This window comes from Streptomyces sp. LN549 (assembly GCF_043203805.1).
GTDB lineage: Bacteria > Actinomycetota > Actinomycetes > Streptomycetales > Streptomycetaceae > Streptomyces.
This window is the reverse complement of sequence record NZ_JAZHRI010000002.1, coordinates 8,010,345-8,027,027: the sequence shown is the minus strand read 5'-3', so window position 1 is coordinate 8,027,027 and position 16,683 is coordinate 8,010,345. Positions and strand designations below refer to the sequence as shown.

The 16,683-nt window shown below is 71.4% G+C and carries 14 protein-coding genes; 6 read left to right on the top strand and 8 right to left on the bottom strand.

What is annotated here, in order from left to right:
* The first annotated feature begins 146 nt into the window (after positions 1–146).
* From SH922_RS35680 to SH922_RS35670, 3 genes are all read left to right on the top strand, one after another.
* Complete coding sequence (locus SH922_RS35680) at positions 147–605, top strand: ATP-binding protein (RefSeq protein WP_393062682.1); 459 nt, start codon at positions 147–149, stop codon at positions 603–605.
* A complete protein-coding gene (locus SH922_RS35675; RefSeq protein ID WP_393062681.1) occupies positions 599–1,039 on the top strand; it encodes a hypothetical protein in 441 nt (146 codons plus the stop codon). Before SH922_RS35680 ends, SH922_RS35675 begins: the two co-directional genes overlap by 7 nt.
* A 118-nt stretch (positions 1,040–1,157) precedes the next feature.
* On the top strand, positions 1,158–4,769 hold the full coding sequence (locus SH922_RS35670; protein ID WP_393062680.1) for a DUF4132 domain-containing protein: 3,612 nt from the start codon (positions 1,158–1,160) through the stop codon (positions 4,767–4,769).
* Positions 4,770–5,019: 250 nt separating this feature from the next.
* On the opposite strand, the gene SH922_RS35665 is transcribed toward SH922_RS35670, so the two are convergent.
* The 6 genes from SH922_RS35665 to SH922_RS35640 all read right to left on the bottom strand — a co-directional run bounded on the left by SH922_RS35665 (position 5,020) and on the right by SH922_RS35640 (position 11,174).
* On the bottom strand, positions 5,020–6,360 hold the full coding sequence (locus SH922_RS35665) for a 6-phospho-beta-glucosidase (RefSeq protein ID WP_393062679.1): 1,341 nt from the start codon (positions 6,358–6,360) through the stop codon (positions 5,020–5,022).
* Between the two features lie 161 nt (positions 6,361–6,521).
* Positions 6,522–8,099 (bottom strand): cytochrome P450, encoded by a 1,578-nt coding sequence (locus SH922_RS35660; RefSeq protein WP_393062678.1) that lies wholly within the window; start codon positions 8,097–8,099, stop codon positions 6,522–6,524.
* A 109-nt stretch (positions 8,100–8,208) separates the two neighbouring features.
* Positions 8,209–8,823: an ATP/GTP-binding protein gene (locus SH922_RS35655; protein WP_393062677.1), complete on the bottom strand. Its 615-nt coding sequence runs from the start codon at positions 8,821–8,823 to the stop codon at positions 8,209–8,211.
* Positions 8,804–9,175, bottom strand: coding sequence for a DUF742 domain-containing protein (locus tag SH922_RS35650; RefSeq protein ID WP_326740158.1), 372 nt, complete (start codon positions 9,173–9,175; stop codon positions 8,804–8,806). Before SH922_RS35650 ends, SH922_RS35655 begins: the two co-directional genes overlap by 20 nt.
* Entirely contained in the window at positions 9,172–9,579 is a 408-nt protein-coding gene (locus tag SH922_RS35645; protein ID WP_148016885.1) for a roadblock/LC7 domain-containing protein, read from the bottom strand. The genes SH922_RS35650 and SH922_RS35645 overlap by 4 nt, the downstream gene beginning before the upstream one ends.
* A complete protein-coding gene (locus SH922_RS35640; RefSeq protein ID WP_393062676.1) occupies positions 9,576–11,174 on the bottom strand; it encodes a sensor histidine kinase in 1,599 nt (532 codons plus the stop codon). Before SH922_RS35640 ends, SH922_RS35645 begins: the two co-directional genes overlap by 4 nt.
* A 495-nt stretch (positions 11,175–11,669) precedes the next feature.
* Between SH922_RS35640 and SH922_RS35635 the strand changes: the two genes are divergently transcribed.
* Entirely contained in the window at positions 11,670–12,500 is an 831-nt protein-coding gene (locus SH922_RS35635; protein ID WP_393062675.1) for an IclR family transcriptional regulator, read from the top strand.
* Positions 12,501–12,550: 50 nt separating this feature from the next.
* On the opposite strand, the gene SH922_RS35630 is transcribed toward SH922_RS35635, so the two are convergent.
* Both SH922_RS35630 and SH922_RS35625 read right to left on the bottom strand, forming a co-directional pair.
* Positions 12,551–13,057 carry a MarR family winged helix-turn-helix transcriptional regulator gene (locus tag SH922_RS35630; protein ID WP_393062674.1) on the bottom strand — a complete coding sequence of 169 codons (507 nt, stop codon included), beginning with the start codon at positions 13,055–13,057 and terminating at the stop codon, positions 12,551–12,553.
* On the bottom strand, positions 13,054–14,745 hold the full coding sequence (locus SH922_RS35625; protein ID WP_393062673.1) for an FUSC family protein: 1,692 nt from the start codon (positions 14,743–14,745) through the stop codon (positions 13,054–13,056). The genes SH922_RS35630 and SH922_RS35625 overlap by 4 nt, the downstream gene beginning before the upstream one ends.
* A 139-nt stretch (positions 14,746–14,884) precedes the next feature.
* Between SH922_RS35625 and SH922_RS35620 the strand changes: the two genes are divergently transcribed.
* Together SH922_RS35620 and SH922_RS35615 are read left to right on the top strand one after the other, a co-directional pair.
* Entirely contained in the window at positions 14,885–15,649 is a 765-nt protein-coding gene (locus tag SH922_RS35620) for a VOC family protein (protein WP_393062672.1), read from the top strand.
* 52 nt (positions 15,650–15,701) lie between these two features.
* Positions 15,702–16,661, top strand: coding sequence for a phosphotransferase family protein (locus SH922_RS35615; protein WP_393063783.1), 960 nt, complete (start codon positions 15,702–15,704; stop codon positions 16,659–16,661).
* Positions 16,662–16,683 lie beyond the last annotated feature (22 nt).

Sequence of the window (16,683 nt, the reverse complement as noted above, 5' to 3'; positions counted from 1 at the left end):
CATCCACTCTGAATTTTTCAGAGTGCCCCTTGCCAAGTGTTCACGACAGGGGGAGAGTTGGTGAGTGAACCAGTTCACTCGTCATGCCCGCCCTTCGTCAGGAAGATCGCGAAGCGTGACACAGCCCCCACTGTGAGGATTCGGTCGTGGCACCTGGCAGTGCGCTCATCCCCCGGCTCATGGACCTCAGCCCCGGGACGGAAGCGCTCCGATACTGCTTCGCGCTGCCCGCGCACCCCGAGTCGGTCGCCGGTGCCCGGCGTCTGACGCGGTCCCGGCTGGACGAGTGGCGGCTGAGCGACGACGCCTATGACGCGGCGGTCCTCATCGTGTCCGAACTGGTCACCAACGCGGTGGTGCACACGGCCAGCGCGCGTGTCGTGTGCGAGCTGCGCCGCCTCGGGAGCCGGCTGCGCATAGCCGTGCAGGACCAAGGACACCAGCCCGGCGGACCCCAGTTGGGCGCCGGCGCCGACGACGAGCACGGACGCGGCCTGCTGCTCGTCGACGCGATGTGCAGCGCCTGGGGGTCCCGCGACGCCGGGAACGGCTCGGGCCGCATCGTCTGGGCGGAACTGCCGCACGGCTCGGAGCACTCATGCTGAAGAACGCCATGTCCCATCTGCTCGGAGCCCGGCGCTCCCGCGAACCCGGCTGCGTCCCGGGCGGCGGCATGGTGCAACTGCCACTGCCGACGGCTCTCTCCGCGAGCCTGGGCTGCGACGCGGTGGGGGTGCCCGCGCGGTACGGCTTCCGGCTGATGTCTCATCTGCCGCGTACGGGCTGCGTCTTCGCGGACGCCGACCGCTGGTGGTGGATCGTCCCGTCGGGGTCCGACCTCGATCTGGACTGGCCGGCGCAGGCCGCTTACGCGAGAGGGGCATACGTCCCCGCGGTGCGGCCCCGGCTGATCCACCAGCCCGACAGCCGTACGCCGTACACCCCGCCCATCCCGCTGTTCCTCATGGTCTGCCAGGTGACGGGTGTGACGCCCTCGTGGGCGCCCACGGGCGGCCCGCGCGTCGTCTCCGCTCCCTGACCCGTTTCCGTCCCGAACCCTGGTCACACTGCGTTGTCAGTGGTCGGTTCTACTGTGGAACCACTGATCGAAAAGCCCGTGGCAGTACGGGTCGAACGGGTGTGAAGGGGGCGGACCTGTGCGTCGCTGGGAGTACGTCGAGGGCGGTACGTCAAAGTTCTGGGAGACCGCGGCAAACGGCGCTGTGGTGACGGTGCGGTACGGGCGCTGCGGGAGCGAGGGACGTACGCAGACGAAGGAGTACGGATCCGCGCAGGCGGCGGACGCCCAGGTGACGAAGTCGATCGCGGAGAAGGAACGCAAGGGGTACCGGGAAGTGGGGGCGGCGGTGCCATCGGCAGGCGTTGCGGGGGCGGCGTCCGATCGTGAGCCGGGCGGGGCGGCCGAGGATCCGGGCGCGCTGCCCGACGAGGACACACTCGCACTGCCGGTCGCCTGGCAGCGCTCGCTCCACCCCCGGCGGGGAGGCGTCACCCGTAAGCCCGCCAAGGCGCAGAAGAAGCAGCTCGACGCCATCGAGGCCCGGACGGCCGAGGAGAAGGCGTGGATCCAGGAGTTCCTGGACGCCCCGGGGAGCGATGCGCGGCTCGTGGACCTGACGCGGCTGCACCTGGCCGGCAGTCATTCACCGGCCGGAGCGGCGGCCGTGGCCTCGATCGTCGGACTCGTCTCGCCGCATGCCGGTTCCTGGGCCGACAGTTGGGTGCGACTGTGCGGACTGCCGTTCGCGGCCCGTGCCACGGTGGAGCTGTTCCTGACCGAGGCCCACTGGCTACAGAGGGGATCCAGGCGCTACGACCCCTGGCTGGAGGCGCGCACCCACACCCCCCAGGCCTACTGGACGCAGTCATGCCGTCAAGCGGCAGACCGGGTGCGGTCGCTGCTCGCCGCAGCGGACGAGGAGACCTACCGCGCCACGATCAAAGCGCTGTCCCGGTGCCGCACCGACGCCTTCCGCAAGATCATCACGGCCTATCTGGCGCCGAGCGAGACCGACTGGGTCGCCGGCCTCTGCACGGATCCCGAAGTCACCGCGGAACAGGACGAAGCCGTCCTCTCCCTGGTGTTCTGCGCTCTCAGCTCCGCGGAGCAGGTCCGGGCCTTCACGCACAAGCCCACCGTCGGTCACAGCCCTGCCCTGATCGCGACCTTGGCCGAGGGCATCGGCGCAGCCGTCGTCCCGCTGCTCGGCCAGGACCTGCAAGGTCTCTATTCCTATGCGGACTGCGTGAAGCTCGTCGCGAGCGCCCTCGTGGAGTTCCCGACGGACGAGGCGTTCCTCCTCCTGCTCGGCCACTCGGACTCCAAGCACGTCCGCCCCGCCCTCATGGAGGCGATGCACCGCTATCCGGTCCGGGCGCTGCGACTGCTCACAGCGGAGGTCCGCGACCACGGCGGTACGGGGTCGGGCGTCTCGCGTCAGTTGCTGCTGAGGCACATCGCCACCCAGCGCGCCGTCGTGGAGACCGCGTTGCCCACGCTCGCCGTCGAGCTGGCGGAGGTCGTCGAACCGCTTCTCAGCCCCATGGACCGGCTCGGCGACGCGCCTGCCGGCGCCCTGCCTGCCGTGCTGACGGCCCCGCCGTGGACCCAGCAGCGGAACAGGACGAAGCCCACGGTGCTCTCCCGTCCGGCAGTTGTCAGCGAGCCCGAGGTGGAGTGGCTGCCCGGCGAACGGGAGCAGTGGGCGGCCTGCACCAGCTGGTACACCCGTCGGCACGACAAGGGCGACTGGGAGAACGACATCGCCGCGCTGCGCTACCAGCTCGACGCCCCGAACCTGCAACCGGCGTGGGTCTATGTCCACGGCCCCGAGGACCTGGTCACGCCGCTGCTCGCCACCTGGGATCCGACCGATCTGTGGGACGGCTCGGACACGCTGAAGCCGATTGCCGCCCGCTTCGGACTCACCGCCCTGCCGCTGTTGCTGCGCGTCGTGCCCCGGCAGCCGAGTTCCCTCGCACCGTTGCTGCTGCCCTTCGTCGACGAGTCGGTCGCCCGTCACATGGCCGACTGGGCGGTGCGGCTCAAGTCGACTGCGGCCACCGCCCGTTCCTGGTTCGAGCGGCACGGTGTCCGGGCCGCTCCGATGCTGGTGCCCGACGCCGTCGGCAAGACCGGCCGGGCGCGACGCGCCGCCGAACAGGCCCTGGTCCAGATCGCCACGCTGCACGGCGACGCCGTGGTCCGCAGCGCCGCCGAGGCGTACGGCGCGCAGACGGTGGACGCGGTGGCCGAGCTGCTGACGGCTGATCCGCTGGAGCGGGCGCTGCCCGCCGTCATGCCGACGGTGCCGGGGTGGGCGGATCCGGCGCTGCTGCCGCAGATCACCGTCACGTCGGGCGGCGCCCTGCCGCCGGAGTCCGTGCGTCATGTCCTGACCATGCTCGCGATGTCCGGACCCGGTGAGCCGTATCCGGGGCTCGGTGATGTCACGCGGACAGCGGACGCCGCCTCACTGGCCGAGTTCGCCTGGGCGCTCTTCGAGCAGTGGCGGCTCGCCTCCCTGCCCGCCAAGGAGTCGTGGGCGCTGCATGCCCTGGGCCGGCTGGGCGACGACGAGACGGTGCGCCGGCTGACGCCGGTGATCCGGTCCTGGCCCGGCGAGGGTGCCCACCACCGCGCGGTCGAGGGCCTGGACGTGCTGGCGGCGATCGGCAGCGATGTCGCCCTCCTGCATCTGCACGGCATATCCCAGCGGGTGAAGTTCAAGGCCCTGAAGGTCCGGGCGACGGAGAAGATCGCCGAGGTTGCCGCAGGTCTCGGGCTCACCGGGGAGCAGCTTTCCGACCGGCTCGTGCCCGACTTCGGCCTGGACACGGACGGTTCCACGGTCGTCGACTACGGGACCCGGACGTTCACGGTGGGCTTCGACGAGCAGCTGCGGCCGTACGTCCAGGACAGCGACGGCAAGCACCGCAAGGACCTGCCGAAGCCGGGCGCGCGGGACGACGCGGAATTGGCTCCGGCAGAGCGCAAGCGGTTCATGGCCCTGAAGAAGGATGTGCGGACGGTCGCGTCCGACCAGGTGCGCCGGCTGGAGGCCGCAATGGTGACGGGCCGGTCCTGGACGGCACAGGAGTTCGGCGAGCTGTTCGTCGGCCATCCGCTGCTGTGGCACCTGGTCCGGCGCCTGGTGTGGCTGAGCGAGGAAGACGGGGAGACCACCGCGTTCCGGGTGGCGGAGGACCGTACGTTCGCCGATGCCGAGGGCGAGACCTTCGGTCTCTCCGGGGAGGCGACCGTGCGCCTGGCCCATCCACTGCACCTGGGCGAGGAGTTGACCACCTGGTGGGAGGTGTTCGCGGACTACGGGATCGTTCAGCCCTTCCCTCAGTTGGGGCGTGCCGTATTCGCGCTGACCGAGGAGGAAGCCGACAACCACCGCCTGACCCGCTTCGAGGGCCTCAAGGTACCGACGGGCAAGGTCCTCGGTCTGGAGCGCCGTGGCTGGGAGCGCGGGGTGCCGCAGGACGCGGGGGTGGAGCGCTGGATCTCCAAGCGGCTCGTCGACGACTGCTGTCTGGTCATCGCACTGGACACGGGTATCGCGGTCGGCGTCGTCGACATGTTCCCCGACCAGACCCTGGAGACCGTCTGGCTCGACACGCGCCCCACCGACTACTGGCAGAGCCGCAGCTACGAGCTGCGCTTCGGCGGACTGGACGCGGTGACCGCGTCCGAGCTGCTCGCCGACCTGGCCGATCTCACCGAGGGCGTCACGTCATGACCGTTCGCAACCACGCGTCCCCCGGTTCGGCCGGCGGGACGGATGGGGCGGCGCCCCCGGTGCAGCGTCCGCCAGCCCGGGTGCGGTACGCGGAGGAGGCGGCCGGGCTACGGGCCGATGGCCGTGATCCACGGCCGCCGGGCTGAGGCCTCGCCACCGGGGCCCGGCCGGAGACCCAGCTCCATCTGCTGGTCAGCAGCGAGCTCGTGGCAGCACAGGGCCGTCATCGGATCTGATCTCAGCCAACGGCTCAGTGCAGATACGAGAGCTCCGGGTGGGCCTTCGTGTAGCCGTCGACGAGCCGACGGGCGACTGACACGGAGTCGACCAGCGGGTGCAGCGCGAAGGCCCGGACGGCGTCGGTGCGCGAGCCACTCGCTGCCGCGTCGAGCACCGCGCGTTCCACGGCCTTCACCGCCGTGACCAGCCCGACGGCGTGGTACGGGAGCGGATCGACGGCAACGGGGCGGGCGCCGTTCGCGTCGACGAGACACGGCACCTCGATGACGGCGTCCGCGTCGAGAACCGAAAGGGCGGAGCGGTTGCGGACGTTGAGGATGAGAGACGTCTGTTCGTTCCGGGCGACGGCGCGCATGAGGGCGAGCGCGACCTGCTCGTAGCCACCGGAGTCCAGATCGCTCTCGTCCCGCTCCCCCGCCCCCGCGACCTCCCGGTTCTCCGACATGTACGTCGCCTCGCGCTCGGCGCGGGTGCGGTCCCAGGTGGCAAGCGCGGGCGTGGCCGGGTCCTTCATCCGGCCGTAGAAGCCCTCCTGCTGTTCGCGGAGGAAGGCCCCCCGGGTCTGCTCCGCCTCCTGGTAGGCCTGGACCGCCTCACGGTTGAAGTAGTAGTAGTGCAGGTATTCGTTGGGGATCACGCCCAGGGAGCGCAGCCAGTCGGTGCCGAAGAGCCGGCCCTCCTCGAACGAGCCGAGCAGTTCCGGGTCGGCCAGCAGCCTCGGGAGCTCGTCGCGGCCCTCGACGTACAGCCCGCGCACCCAGCCGAGGTGGTTGAGGCCGACGTAGTCGATCCGGGCCCGGTCGGGGTCGGCGCCCAGCACGCGGGCGATGCGGCGGCCCAGGCCGACGGGTGAGTCGCAGATCCCGATGACACGGTCGCCGAGGTGGTGGGACATGGCCTCGGTGACCAGGCCTGCGGGGTTCGTGAAGTTGATGACCCAGGCGTGCGGTGCGAGCCGGGCGATGCGCCGGGCCAGATCGACGGCGACCGGCACGGTGCGCAGCCCGTAGGCGATTCCGCCCGCGCCGACCGTCTCCTGGCCGAGGACGCCCTCGTCGAGGGCCACCCGTTCGTCCGCGGCCCGGCCCGCGAGGCCGCCGACCCGGATCGCCGAGAAGACGAAGTCGGCGCCGCGCAGCGCCTCGTCCAGGTCGGTCGTCGCGACGACGGTGGGCGCGTCCGGGATTCCCTCGGCCTGCTCGGTGAGGACCCGGGCCACGGCCGTGAGCCGGTCGACGTCCGTGTCGTAGAGGGTGACGGCCGAGACGCGGCCCTCGGCATGGTCGGCGAGCAGCGCCCCGTACACCAGTGGTACCCGGAATCCGCCGCCGCCCAGAATTGTCAGCTTCACGCTTCCGCATGGTACGTGGGGTGACCGCGCGGGGCGCCGAGCGACCGGCCGGGACGCCCGCCCTGCGGGGACGGCCCGGCAGCGGGGAGCCGCAGGTCCGCCACCGCCGGGCCGTCGACTTCACGCCTCCACCGGGCCGTCGGGCTGTCAGGCGCTGCCGGTCAGTAGCCGTTCCACCAGCGGGTCACGACGCGCCAGAGCCTGGCCGGGGCCGCGGGCCTGCGCTGCTGCGGGATCATCCCTGCCGCGGAGCCCTCGCCCGCCCCTCCGCCAATGGATCCGTCGACGGCGGCGGTCGCTCCCTTCGGCCTCCCGCCGGCCGCTGCGTGGACCGGTTCCGACGGGACCGGGGCGCGTACCGGGGTCGGCGCCGTGTGCCGTACCGCGGAGTGCACCTCCCAGTCCTGGCGCGACGGGTTCGGCCTGCCCATGGACGGCGGCTCCCGGTCGTCCTGCGGAGGGCGCGGCGCGAACTCGGCGGGGAGTTCCACCAGGTGGCGGCCCATGAAGTTGCCGACCCAGCGCAGTTCGCTCTCGTCGACGGAGAGTTCGAGGTCGGGCAGGCGCATCAGCAGGGCGTCGACGCCGACGTCCGCGATGGCGCGTCCGATGTCCTGGCCCGGGCACTCGTGGGGTCCGCCGCTGAACGCGAGGTGGGCGCGGTTGCCCTCCATGCTGGCGTTCAGGTCGGGCCGTACCACCGGGTCGGTGTTGGCCGGGGCGATGCCGACGATCAGCGCGTCGCCCGCCTTGATGCGCTGCCCGCCCAGCTCCGTGTCGCCGACCGCCCAGCGGCCCAGGACCGCGGTGAGCGGCGGTTCGTCCCACAGGGTCTGCTCGACCGCCTCGGGGACCGTCATGTGGCCGCCGCTGAGCCGGGCCCGGAAGCGCGGGTCGGTGAGCACCATGCGGAGCACGTTGGCGATCAGGTTGGTGGTCGCTTCGTAGGCGGAGATCAGGATGACCCGCAGATGCTCGGCCAGCTCCTGGTCGTTCATTTCGGCCGGGTGCTCGATGAGCCAGGTGGCGAAGTCGTCCGCGGGTTCACGGCGGCGCCGCTCGACGAGACGGTTCAGCGTGTCCAGCACGTAGGCGTTGCTCTGGACGGCGGTCGCGGTGCCCCGGGTCATGTCGCGGGCGGCCTGCACCATCCGGTCGTTGTACTCCTCGGGCATGCCGATGATGGCGCACAGCACCATCATGGGCAGCCGCTCGGCGAACTGGCTCACCAGGTCGGTGCGGCCCTCCCGGCAGAAGTCGTTGACGAGCCGGCTGCTGTAGCGGTTGACGTGACGCCGCACGCCGCGGGTGTCGATCCGGCTCATGGCGTCGGTGACTGCGCCGCGCTGACGCTCATGGGTGGCACCGTCGGCGAAGACGCAGACCGGCTGCCAGGTGAAGATCGGGGCCAGCGGGTGGTCCGGTGCGACGCTGCCGTCCTGCAGGGCCCGCCAGCGGCGCGAGTCGCGGGAGAACTGCGAGGGCGTACGGGTCATGTGCAGGTTCTCGCTGTGCCCGAGGACCAGCCAGGCGGGTACGTCGCCGTGCAGCAGTACGGGCGCCACCGAGCCGTGTTCGGCACGCAGTTTCTCGTACAGGCCGTGCGGGTCCTTTTCGGCCTCGGGGCCGTAGAGCCGTCGCAGGCCGCCGGGGCCGATACCGAGGCCGTGGGCCGGGCACTCGGGGGGCGGAACCGGCCCCGCTGCCTCGCCGGGCTCGTAGTGGAATGGGGTTGTCACGATCGCTCCAGGGATCAGGCTGCCAAGGGCCGGACTAATGGGGTACGCGGTGGGGGCGCGCGGATCGGGGGGTGCGGGCTGGGCGTGCGGGCAACACGTCCGGGCTACGTCAGCCGAGCGGGACGGCCAGACTGTGCAGATACCGCATCAGCGTCATCAGCACATCGCGGCTGGAGGCGCGCAGCCGGGCGTCGCAGTCGATCATCGGGACCTCGTCCGGCAGGTCCAGTGCGCTGCGCAGCGCCTCGACGGGGTGTTTCGGCGCATCGGGGAAGGTGTTGACGGCGACGACGAACGGCACACCGCGCTCCTCCAGCCTCCCGATGACGTCGAAGCTGACTTCGAGCCGGCGGGTGTCGATGAGCACGACGGCGCCGAGTGCGCCCTCGAACAGTCCGTTCCACAGGAACCAGAAACGCTCCTGGCCCGGGGTGCCGAACAGGTAGAGGATGAGCTCCTGGCTGATGCTGATCCGGCCGAAGTCCATGGCGACGGTGGTGGCCGTCTTGCTCTCCACCCCGAAGTTGTCGTCCACGCCGACGCCGGCCTGGGTCATGGTCTCTTCGGTGGTCAGCGGCCGGATCTCACTGACCGAGCCGACCATGGTCGTCTTCCCGACCCCGAACCCGCCGACGATCACGACCTTCACCGCGGCGGTGGCCGTGGTGGGGAGGACGTCCTCGCTCCGGGGGCCCGTGATCGTGTCAGAGTTTCTGAAGTCCATGCATCACCGCTTCGAGGAGGGACCTGTCCGGGAGGGTTGCGCGGACGATCGGCGCGCGCGATTCGATCAGTTCCGTGGCGAGGAGTTCGGTGAGGAGCGAGGTCACCACGCTGAAGGGCAGGCTGAGATAGGCGGAGATCTCGGCGACGGATAACGGTGCCTGACAGAGCCGCAGGATCACGGCCTGCTCGGGCTGGACCGTCGGTTTCGGCTGCGACTTCGAGACCACCATCGTGACCAGGTCGAGCGCTGCCCGCTCGCTGCCGTCGGGATCGCCGGTGATGACGTACAGCCGTTCCGGATCGCTCAGTGCCGGATCGGCCTTGCGGCGTTCTCGTCGGGAAGAACTCATCCGGCCTGCCCGTCGTGTCGGGGCGGGCTCGTGAGGTGGGCGCCGATGCGTACGACCATGTCGCGCATCCGTGCTCCGACGAGTCCCGCGTCGACCGTCTCACCGGCGAGCACGGCGAGATAGGCGCCGGCCCCTGCTGCCATCAGATAGAAGAAGCCGCCGGTCACCTCGATGACGACGAGCCGCATTCTGCCGTCGCTGTACGGGATCTCCGAGGCGACCGCGGCGGCCAGGCTCTGCAGCCCGGCGCAGGCCGCCGCGAGCCGGTCGGCGACGTCGGGGTCGCCGCCGTGCCGGGCGATGCGCAGGCCGTCCGCGGAAAGCACGACGATCTGATGGATGTCGGGGACGTCGTCGGCGAGCTCTTTGAGCATCCAGTCCATGTTGCCCCGCTGCTGGATCACTTCAGGTCTCCCTTGTCCCACGCATCGTCAGAGTCTTCGTCTGCCCAGGGCTCCTGGGGCGCGCCGTTGGCGGCCTTGGTGAATGCCTCCAGCCAGATCCCGGGCGGCGGTTCCTTGCTGTTGGACTGACCGTTGCCGTTGCTCCGGCCGGCGCCGGATTCGGTGGTCTGGACGGGGAGGTTGTGCGAACCCAGCGGTGCACGGCCGCGGCTGCGGCGCTGCGGGAGTCCGCCCGAGGTCCATTCGGTCACCACGGGGACGTCATCCTCCATGGCGACGGCCGGGGCGGCCGGGCGGGTGTCGGGTGCGACCGGTCCGGTGGCCGGGCGGGAGACGACGGGCTGCGGCTTGCGGTGGGTGCTGCGGGTCGGGACGACGTGCTTCATGTCCGCGAGGTCGATGTCGCTGGTGGGCCGGGACGTGGCGCCGATGCCGTGGGCGATGCCGGGAGCGGGTCCGGTGGTGATCATGGCGCGGGGCACGATGAGCACGGCGCGGACACCGCCGTACGCGGACTGCCGCAGGGAGACCTGCAGGTCGTACATCCGCGAGAGCCGGCCGACGACCGCCATGCCGAGGCGGGGTGACTCGCCGAGGTCGTTCATGCTGGAGCCGGCCTGGGCCCTGGCGAGCATGTTCTCGGCCCGGGCGCGGGCCTCCTCGCTGAGGCTGACGCCGCCGTCCTCGATCTCGATGGCGATACCGGTCTGGACCTCGACGGCGGTGACGTGCACGCGGGTCTGCGGCGGCGAGTACCGGGTGGCGTTGTCGAGGAGTTCGGCGCAGGCGTGGATGAGCGGTTCGACCGCGGTACCGATGATGGCGACCTTGGCGATCGAGTGCAGATCGACGCGCGGGTATTCCAGGATGCGCGACATGGCGCCACGCAGCACGCTGAACAGCGGTACGGGCTTGGGCCACTGACGGCTGGGGCGGGCGCCGCCGAGAACCGCGATGGAGTCGGCGAGCCGGCCGATCAGCGCGGTGCCGTGGTCGATGCGCAGGAGGTCGTCGAAGACGTCGGGGTTGCGTCCGTGGTGCTCCTCCATCTCCCTCAGTTCGCTGGCCTGCCGGTGGACGATCGCCTGGACGCGGCGGGCGACGTTGACGAAGGCGCGCTGCGCCGAGTCACGTGTCGCCTCCTCGTTGTCGATGATGTCCAGCACGGTGTAGACGAGGGCGCGCTGGGCGTCGGGGAGATGGCGGTAGACCTCGTCGCCGTCCACGACGTCCCGCAGCACCTCGTCGGGCGAATTGCCCACGCGCAGCCGGTGGATCGCGGCAGGGAGGAGCTCCTTGCTGATCCGCACGGTCTCTTCGTCGTGATTGGCGATGCGCCGCTCCAGCGCGGTGACGCGCTGCTCGTAGTGGGCGCGCTGCCGCCGGATCCTGCGTGAGCGGCGGGCGAGTTCGGCGGTGAGCACGGCGACCACGACGGTGGCGAAGACGCCGCACCAGACGACTGGTATCCGCGCGGGCTCGGCAACCAGCGCCGCGGCGGCCGCGGTTGCCCCGGCCATCACGACGACGGGCAGCAACACGGCACGGGCGACGGATGTTTCTCGGTCGATCGGCGGTGATTCAACACGAACCATCTAAAACCTCTGGCGGTTGATTCGGGAGGTAATCAGGAGGTACGGCGCTTGCAGGGCAGTAGGGAACAAGTGCTCGAATTCATATCAACTCGGCTTCACTGCGCGTGAGCTTAGTCAGATCGAAACAGGGCTTCGGCACATTCACCCAACCCCCTGCGCGAGCGCTCCCGCGGTAATACACTCACGAGTTTTTGCACGCACCGCCAACAAGCGTGCGCGGGGAGTGACGAGGCGGAAGGATTCGGAAGAATCGCCTGCGGTCGTCCTTCACCGAGGGACAGAAATACCTTCAGCCGTTCAGCGGTCGGCCGGGCCTCCCCGCTCAAGCAGTACGGTGCAGCGGTAATTTGCCGAGTGATCCGGCTTCAGGGCGGTCACCCTCGTCCCGCAGAGAAGGACAAGGGCACATGTGATCGAAGCGGATCGAAAGGAGCAGATTCATGACCACCGCAGGAGTGCAGGGCAATCCGGGGCACGAAGGGGAACAGACATCTCATGGGGCCGACGCGGGACTACACCATCGAATCGCTCGACACCGGCCTCAGACTGATGCGGCTGTTCCTCACTCATGAGTCACTGACCGTCTCCGAGGCGGCCGAACTGCTCTCCGTCGGCCGCTCCACCGCCCACCGGGTCCTCAGCACCCTGGAGGGGCGCGGATTCGCGATCCGGGAGGCCTCGGGGCGGGGCTACTCGGCCGGCCCCGAGCTGGTGCGGCTGGGCCGCCCGGCCGGGTTCGGAGCCCCTGTCCGGGAGCAGGTCGGTGCAGTACTGGAGGACGCCCTGCTGCGTACGGGTGAGACCGTGCTGAGCGCCGCCCTGATCGGCGATCAGGTCATCGTCACCGACGGCCGGGAGTCCTGCCATCCGGTACGGGTGATGCTGGAGCGGAACCGCACCCGCCCCGCGTACGCCACGGCGGGCGGCAAGTTGCTGCTCTCCCGGATGACCACCGAACAGATCTGCGCCCTGTATCCGCAGGAACAGCTGGCCGCGGTCACCCCCCACACGCTCGGCTCCCGGCCGGAGCTCCTGGACGAACTGGCCAGGACCCGTGACCGCGGATACGCACTCAGTCGCGGCGAGTCGGTGCAGGGCATGAACGCGGTCGCCGTACCTCTGACCGGTTCCACCTGGCGTGACCGGCTGGCGCTGGCCGCGTGCTCACCGGCGGGCCGCGGCGAAGACCTCGCGCTGGAGCACCGCGCCGGGGAGTTGCTCCGGTCCGCCGCGCTGGTCGACGTGCCCGGCCAGGGTCTTTCGTTCGGATCAGGCCGGATCAGCCAGAGCCCGCGAGCCCGGCATGATCCAAACGAGAGGTCCTAGCCCGGCGGGTCGGCGGCGCGGCCGGTGGGCCCGCGGGTACGCCCGGCGGGTCAGCGGCGGGCGCCGCCGATGCGGCCCTCCAGCTGGACCAGCAGCTCGCTGAGTCGTGCGCTGAGCCGGTCGCGGGACTCCGCGTCGAGACCGGAGAGCAACGCGCGTTCGTACGCGAGCTGCTTGGGCAGCAGTCCGTCGACCAGTTCGCGCCCCTCCTCGGTGAGGCGGACGAGCGCGACCCGGCGGTCCCTCGCGTCGCTGCGGCGGTCGATCAGGCCACCCTCCTGGAGGACCCGGAGGCGTTTGGTGACGGCGGCGCCGGAGGAGAACGTCTCCCTGGCGAGTTCGCCCGGGGTGAGTTCACGGCCGGTCCGTCGCACGGCGCCCAGCAGGTCGAACTCGGCGCGGGTCAGTCCGGCGGCCCGCAGCGGCGCGTCCTCGGCCTGCTGGAGCAGGGCGGAGCAGCGGTTGATGCGGCCGATGAGTTCCATCGGCCCGGTGTCGAGTTCCGGGTTCACGGCCTGCCACTGCCGTACCACCGAGGCCACGATGTCGTCGGTCACACCGCTCCGTTCTCCTGGGCCGGGGCGATCATCCCCTGCCGTTTCGCTGTCGCCGCGAGCGTACGGTGTCCGGCCTGCTCGGCCGCGAGCACCGCCTCCTGCGGCAGGGCGCGCTGCCACCATTCACCGGCCGCGGTGTCGTCCGCCTCGCGCAGTTCGACCAGGGATCCGGTGAGCCTGCGGCGTGCCGCGTCCAGGGCGGCGGGCGTGGGCGCGGGGGCCGCGAGGGTCTGCACGGCGTGGGCACGGGCCTGCTCCGCGGCGGCCAGGGCCTTTTCGACGTGGCCGGTGGCGCGGCGGTTGGTGACGAGCACCGCGGCGAGGAATCCGACGGCGGCGCCGATGACGGTGTCCAGGATCCGGTCGCCGATGAGTTCGCCGGCCGGGTGGCTGCCGGCGTACTCCAGGACGAGCAGCGCCATCGGGGTGACGGCCACGGAGCCGAGCCAGTAGTTGCGGGTGATCAGGGCCTCGGCGGCGAACCCGAAGAAGAGGCAGAAGCCGATCAGGGCCAGCGGGTCCATCCGGGCGACCGGGAGCACGGCGGCGAAGACCAGGACGCCGAGCAGGTTTCCGAGAGTGCGCTGCAGCGTGCGGTTCCAGGAGAGTGTGACGTTGACCTGGTAGAGCGAGGCGGCGGTCACGATCGCCCAGTAGGGGCGGCCGACGCCGACCGCCGAGCAGATGTACCCGGCCAGGGCGCAGCCGATGAGCGTACGGGCCGCGACCGGCAGCAGCGGGGAGCCGGGGGCGAGGCGGTGCAGCAGGGCGCGCAGGGCCCCGCCGCGGGAGGTGCGGCGCCGGGCTGCGCGTTCGGCGTCGACGCCGAAGAGCTCGGCGGCGGTTCCCGGGGCGGGCGCGGGTGTGGGGACGGGCCCGCGGGACCGGGTCTGCCGGGCCCACGCGCGGAGCCGGCCTGCGTCCCCGGCCGTGTCCCCCGCGCTCGCGGAGCGTGCGGTCTCGGCGTGGACGAAGAGGCGTTCCAGTGCGCTGCGTACGGGGGTGGGGCGTCCGGCGGCGAGGAGGGTCTGCCAGGCCGCGTGCACGGCGGCGACCGTGGCGCGGCGGGTGCGGTGGCCGGGCTCGGCGACGTAGGCGGCCGCGGCGTTCAGGGCGCGGGCCGTGGCTCGGCGCTCGGGACCCTCCCGGCGGACCAGCGCGGGGGCGACGGTCACGAGCCAGGACACCGCGCCGGCGCCGAGGGTCAGAGCGAGGTGGCCCGGCACCTGGCCGGTCTCCTGCGGGGTGAACAGCGCGGCGGAGCTGACGAAGGTGAAGATCACCGGTCCGGGGGGTCCGATGCGGGTGGCGTCGCAGAGCAGCTTCTGCCCGGCGGCCAGGAGTGCGCCGACGGCGATCAGGACCGCGGTCGAACCGGTCAGCGAGGCCGTGACCAGGGAGACCGCCAGGCCGGCGAGCATGCCGAGGACGACTCCGACGACGGTCCTGGCGCGGCGGGCGTACGGCAGGTTGTGGCCGTACAGCGCACAGAGCGAGCCGGCCATCGTGTACATCACGAGGTCGAGGCGGTCCAGGGAGTACAGCACCAGATTGGGGATCGCCGTGGCCACCACCACGCTGGTCGCCGGCTTGAACCACATGTCCGAGGGCCGGGCCAGGCGCAACGGCGCCGCCAGCGGGATTCTGCGGACGGAGGGCTGCCGGGACCGGATGCTTGTATTACTCACTCAAATACTTTAGCAGGTATTACACATGTAAACGACTGCAGCTGATGGCCCCGTCCCCGATGGCCCGCCCCGGCGCACGGTCATAGCGTTCAGCTGTGCCAGGAAGCCACGCGCACAAGCCACAGTCGAAGGAGTCCGCATGAAGCTCACCTCACCGGTACCCGGCGGTCCCTGCTGGATCGAGCTGAGCACGTCCGACGTTCCGGCGGCCAAGTCCTTCTACACCGCCCTCTTCGGCTGGCGGACCGAGACGGATCCGCGCGAGGAGGCGGGCGGCTACACCATGGCGCACCTGGGAGACGCCCGGGTCGCGGCCCTCAGCCCCGTCTACCAGCCCGGACAGCCGCCGGCCTGGACGGTCTCGTTCGCCGTGCAGGACGCGGACGCCGTGGCCGAGAAGGCGAAGGCGGCAGGCGGCTCGCTGCTGGTCGGCCCGATGGACGTCTTCGAGGAGGGCAGGTTCGCCGTGCTCGCGGACCCGTCCGGTGCGGTGTTCTCGCTGTGGCAGGGCCGCGCCTTCGCCGGCGCCGACCTGTTCAACGAACCGGGCACGCTGGGCTGGACCGAGCTCGTCACCCGCGAGCGCGAGCCGGCGCTCGCCTTCTACGCCGAGGTCTTCGGCTGGTCGGTCACGGCCTCGGAGACGTACCCGCAGTGGGGTGTCGACGGGGAGGACTTCGGCGGTCTGCTGACGATGGACGAGAACTTCCCGCCCGAGGTGCCGCCGCACTGGCTGCCGTACATCGCCGTCGCGGACGTCGACGTGACCGCGGCCACCGCGCAGAGCGGGGGCGGTGACCTGCTGATGCCCCCGACGGACATCGCGCACAGCCGCAGGATCGCCGTGGTGCGCGACCCGCAGGGCGCCGCGTTCGGCGTCTACCGGGCGGCCGACGAGGAGTAGCCGCAGGCTGGATAGTCTCCCCGTACGGCACGGGGAGGCAGCAGTGAGCGGGATGAGCACGGACGACCGGGACCAGGAGTGGGCGAACACCCGCGCCTGGGTGGACGACGGGCTGCCCGCGGGCGCGCGCGTCGTCGCCGCCGAGCGGCTGCGGGGCGGCTGGACCTCACAGATGCGGCGGCTGAGCGTCACCGGCGGCGAGGCCCCCGGACGCCTGGTGCTGCGCTCCTTCGTCAAGCCGTTCTTCGTCCGGCACGCGGAGGGCCTGCTCACTCGCGAGGCCGACGTGCTGGCACTGCTGGGCAGTACGGATGTGCCGGCGGCGGTCCTTCACGGGGTGGACGCGACGGCAGCCCACTGCGATCACCCGTCACTGCTGATGTCCCTGCTGCCCGGAAGGGTGCGCCTGTCCGACGAGGGAGCCGGATCCCGGGCCGGGCTGCTGGCCGGCCAACTGGTCCGCATCCACCGGGTCCGCGTCACCGCGGAGAACCGCCCCCGCACGTACGAGGCGTGGACGGCGCCCGACCGGGTGCGCGTGCCGGAGGCCACGGCGCGGCCCGGCCTGTGGCGACGAGCCGTCGACGCCATCCGCCGTGACGCGCCGGAGTACCGGCCCCGATTCCTCCACCGCGACTTCCATCCGGGCAACGTGCTGTTCGACGGGGAGGGCGACTCGCTGCGCGTCAGCGGAGTCGTCGACTGGGTGGAGACGTCGTGGGGGCCGGCGGACCTGGACGTGGCCCACTGCTCGACCGCGCTGGCCCTGCTGCACGGCGCCGGTGCCGGCATGGCGTTCGCCGACGCCTATCTCGCCGCGGGCGGCCTGCTGACCGAGAATCCCGGTGACCATCTCTACTGGCGCCTGCTGGACACGCTCGCCTTCGCCCCCGACGCCGAGAAGGTGGCCGGCCCCTGGCGCGAGCTGGGACGGGACGACCTGACGCCCGAGCTGCTGACCCGGCGGCTGGAGGAGTACGTGCAGGAGCTGTTCCTCCGCTACGGCCGATAGCCGCCTCCTGGAGCGTTCCGCC

What these genes read in the sequence shown, in the direction of transcription:
- SH922_RS35635 (WP_393062675.1), top strand. Translation starts at nt 11,670, where the DNA reads ATGGGGCCGACGCGGGACTACACCATCGAATCGCTCGACACCGGCCTC.
- SH922_RS35650 (WP_326740158.1), bottom strand. Translation starts at nt 9,175, where the DNA reads ATGAGTTCTTCCCGACGAGAACGCCGCAAGGCCGATCCGGCACTGAGC.
- SH922_RS35615 (WP_393063783.1), top strand. Translation starts at nt 15,702, where the DNA reads ATGAGCACGGACGACCGGGACCAGGAGTGGGCGAACACCCGCGCCTGG.
- SH922_RS35655 (WP_393062677.1), bottom strand. Translation starts at nt 8,823, where the DNA reads ATGGACTTCAGAAACTCTGACACGATCACGGGCCCCCGGAGCGAGGAC.
- SH922_RS35640 (WP_393062676.1), bottom strand. Translation starts at nt 11,174, where the DNA reads ATGGTTCGTGTTGAATCACCGCCGATCGACCGAGAAACATCCGTCGCC.
- SH922_RS35620 (WP_393062672.1), top strand. Translation starts at nt 14,885, where the DNA reads ATGAAGCTCACCTCACCGGTACCCGGCGGTCCCTGCTGGATCGAGCTG.
- SH922_RS35675 (WP_393062681.1), top strand. Translation starts at nt 599, where the DNA reads ATGCTGAAGAACGCCATGTCCCATCTGCTCGGAGCCCGGCGCTCCCGC.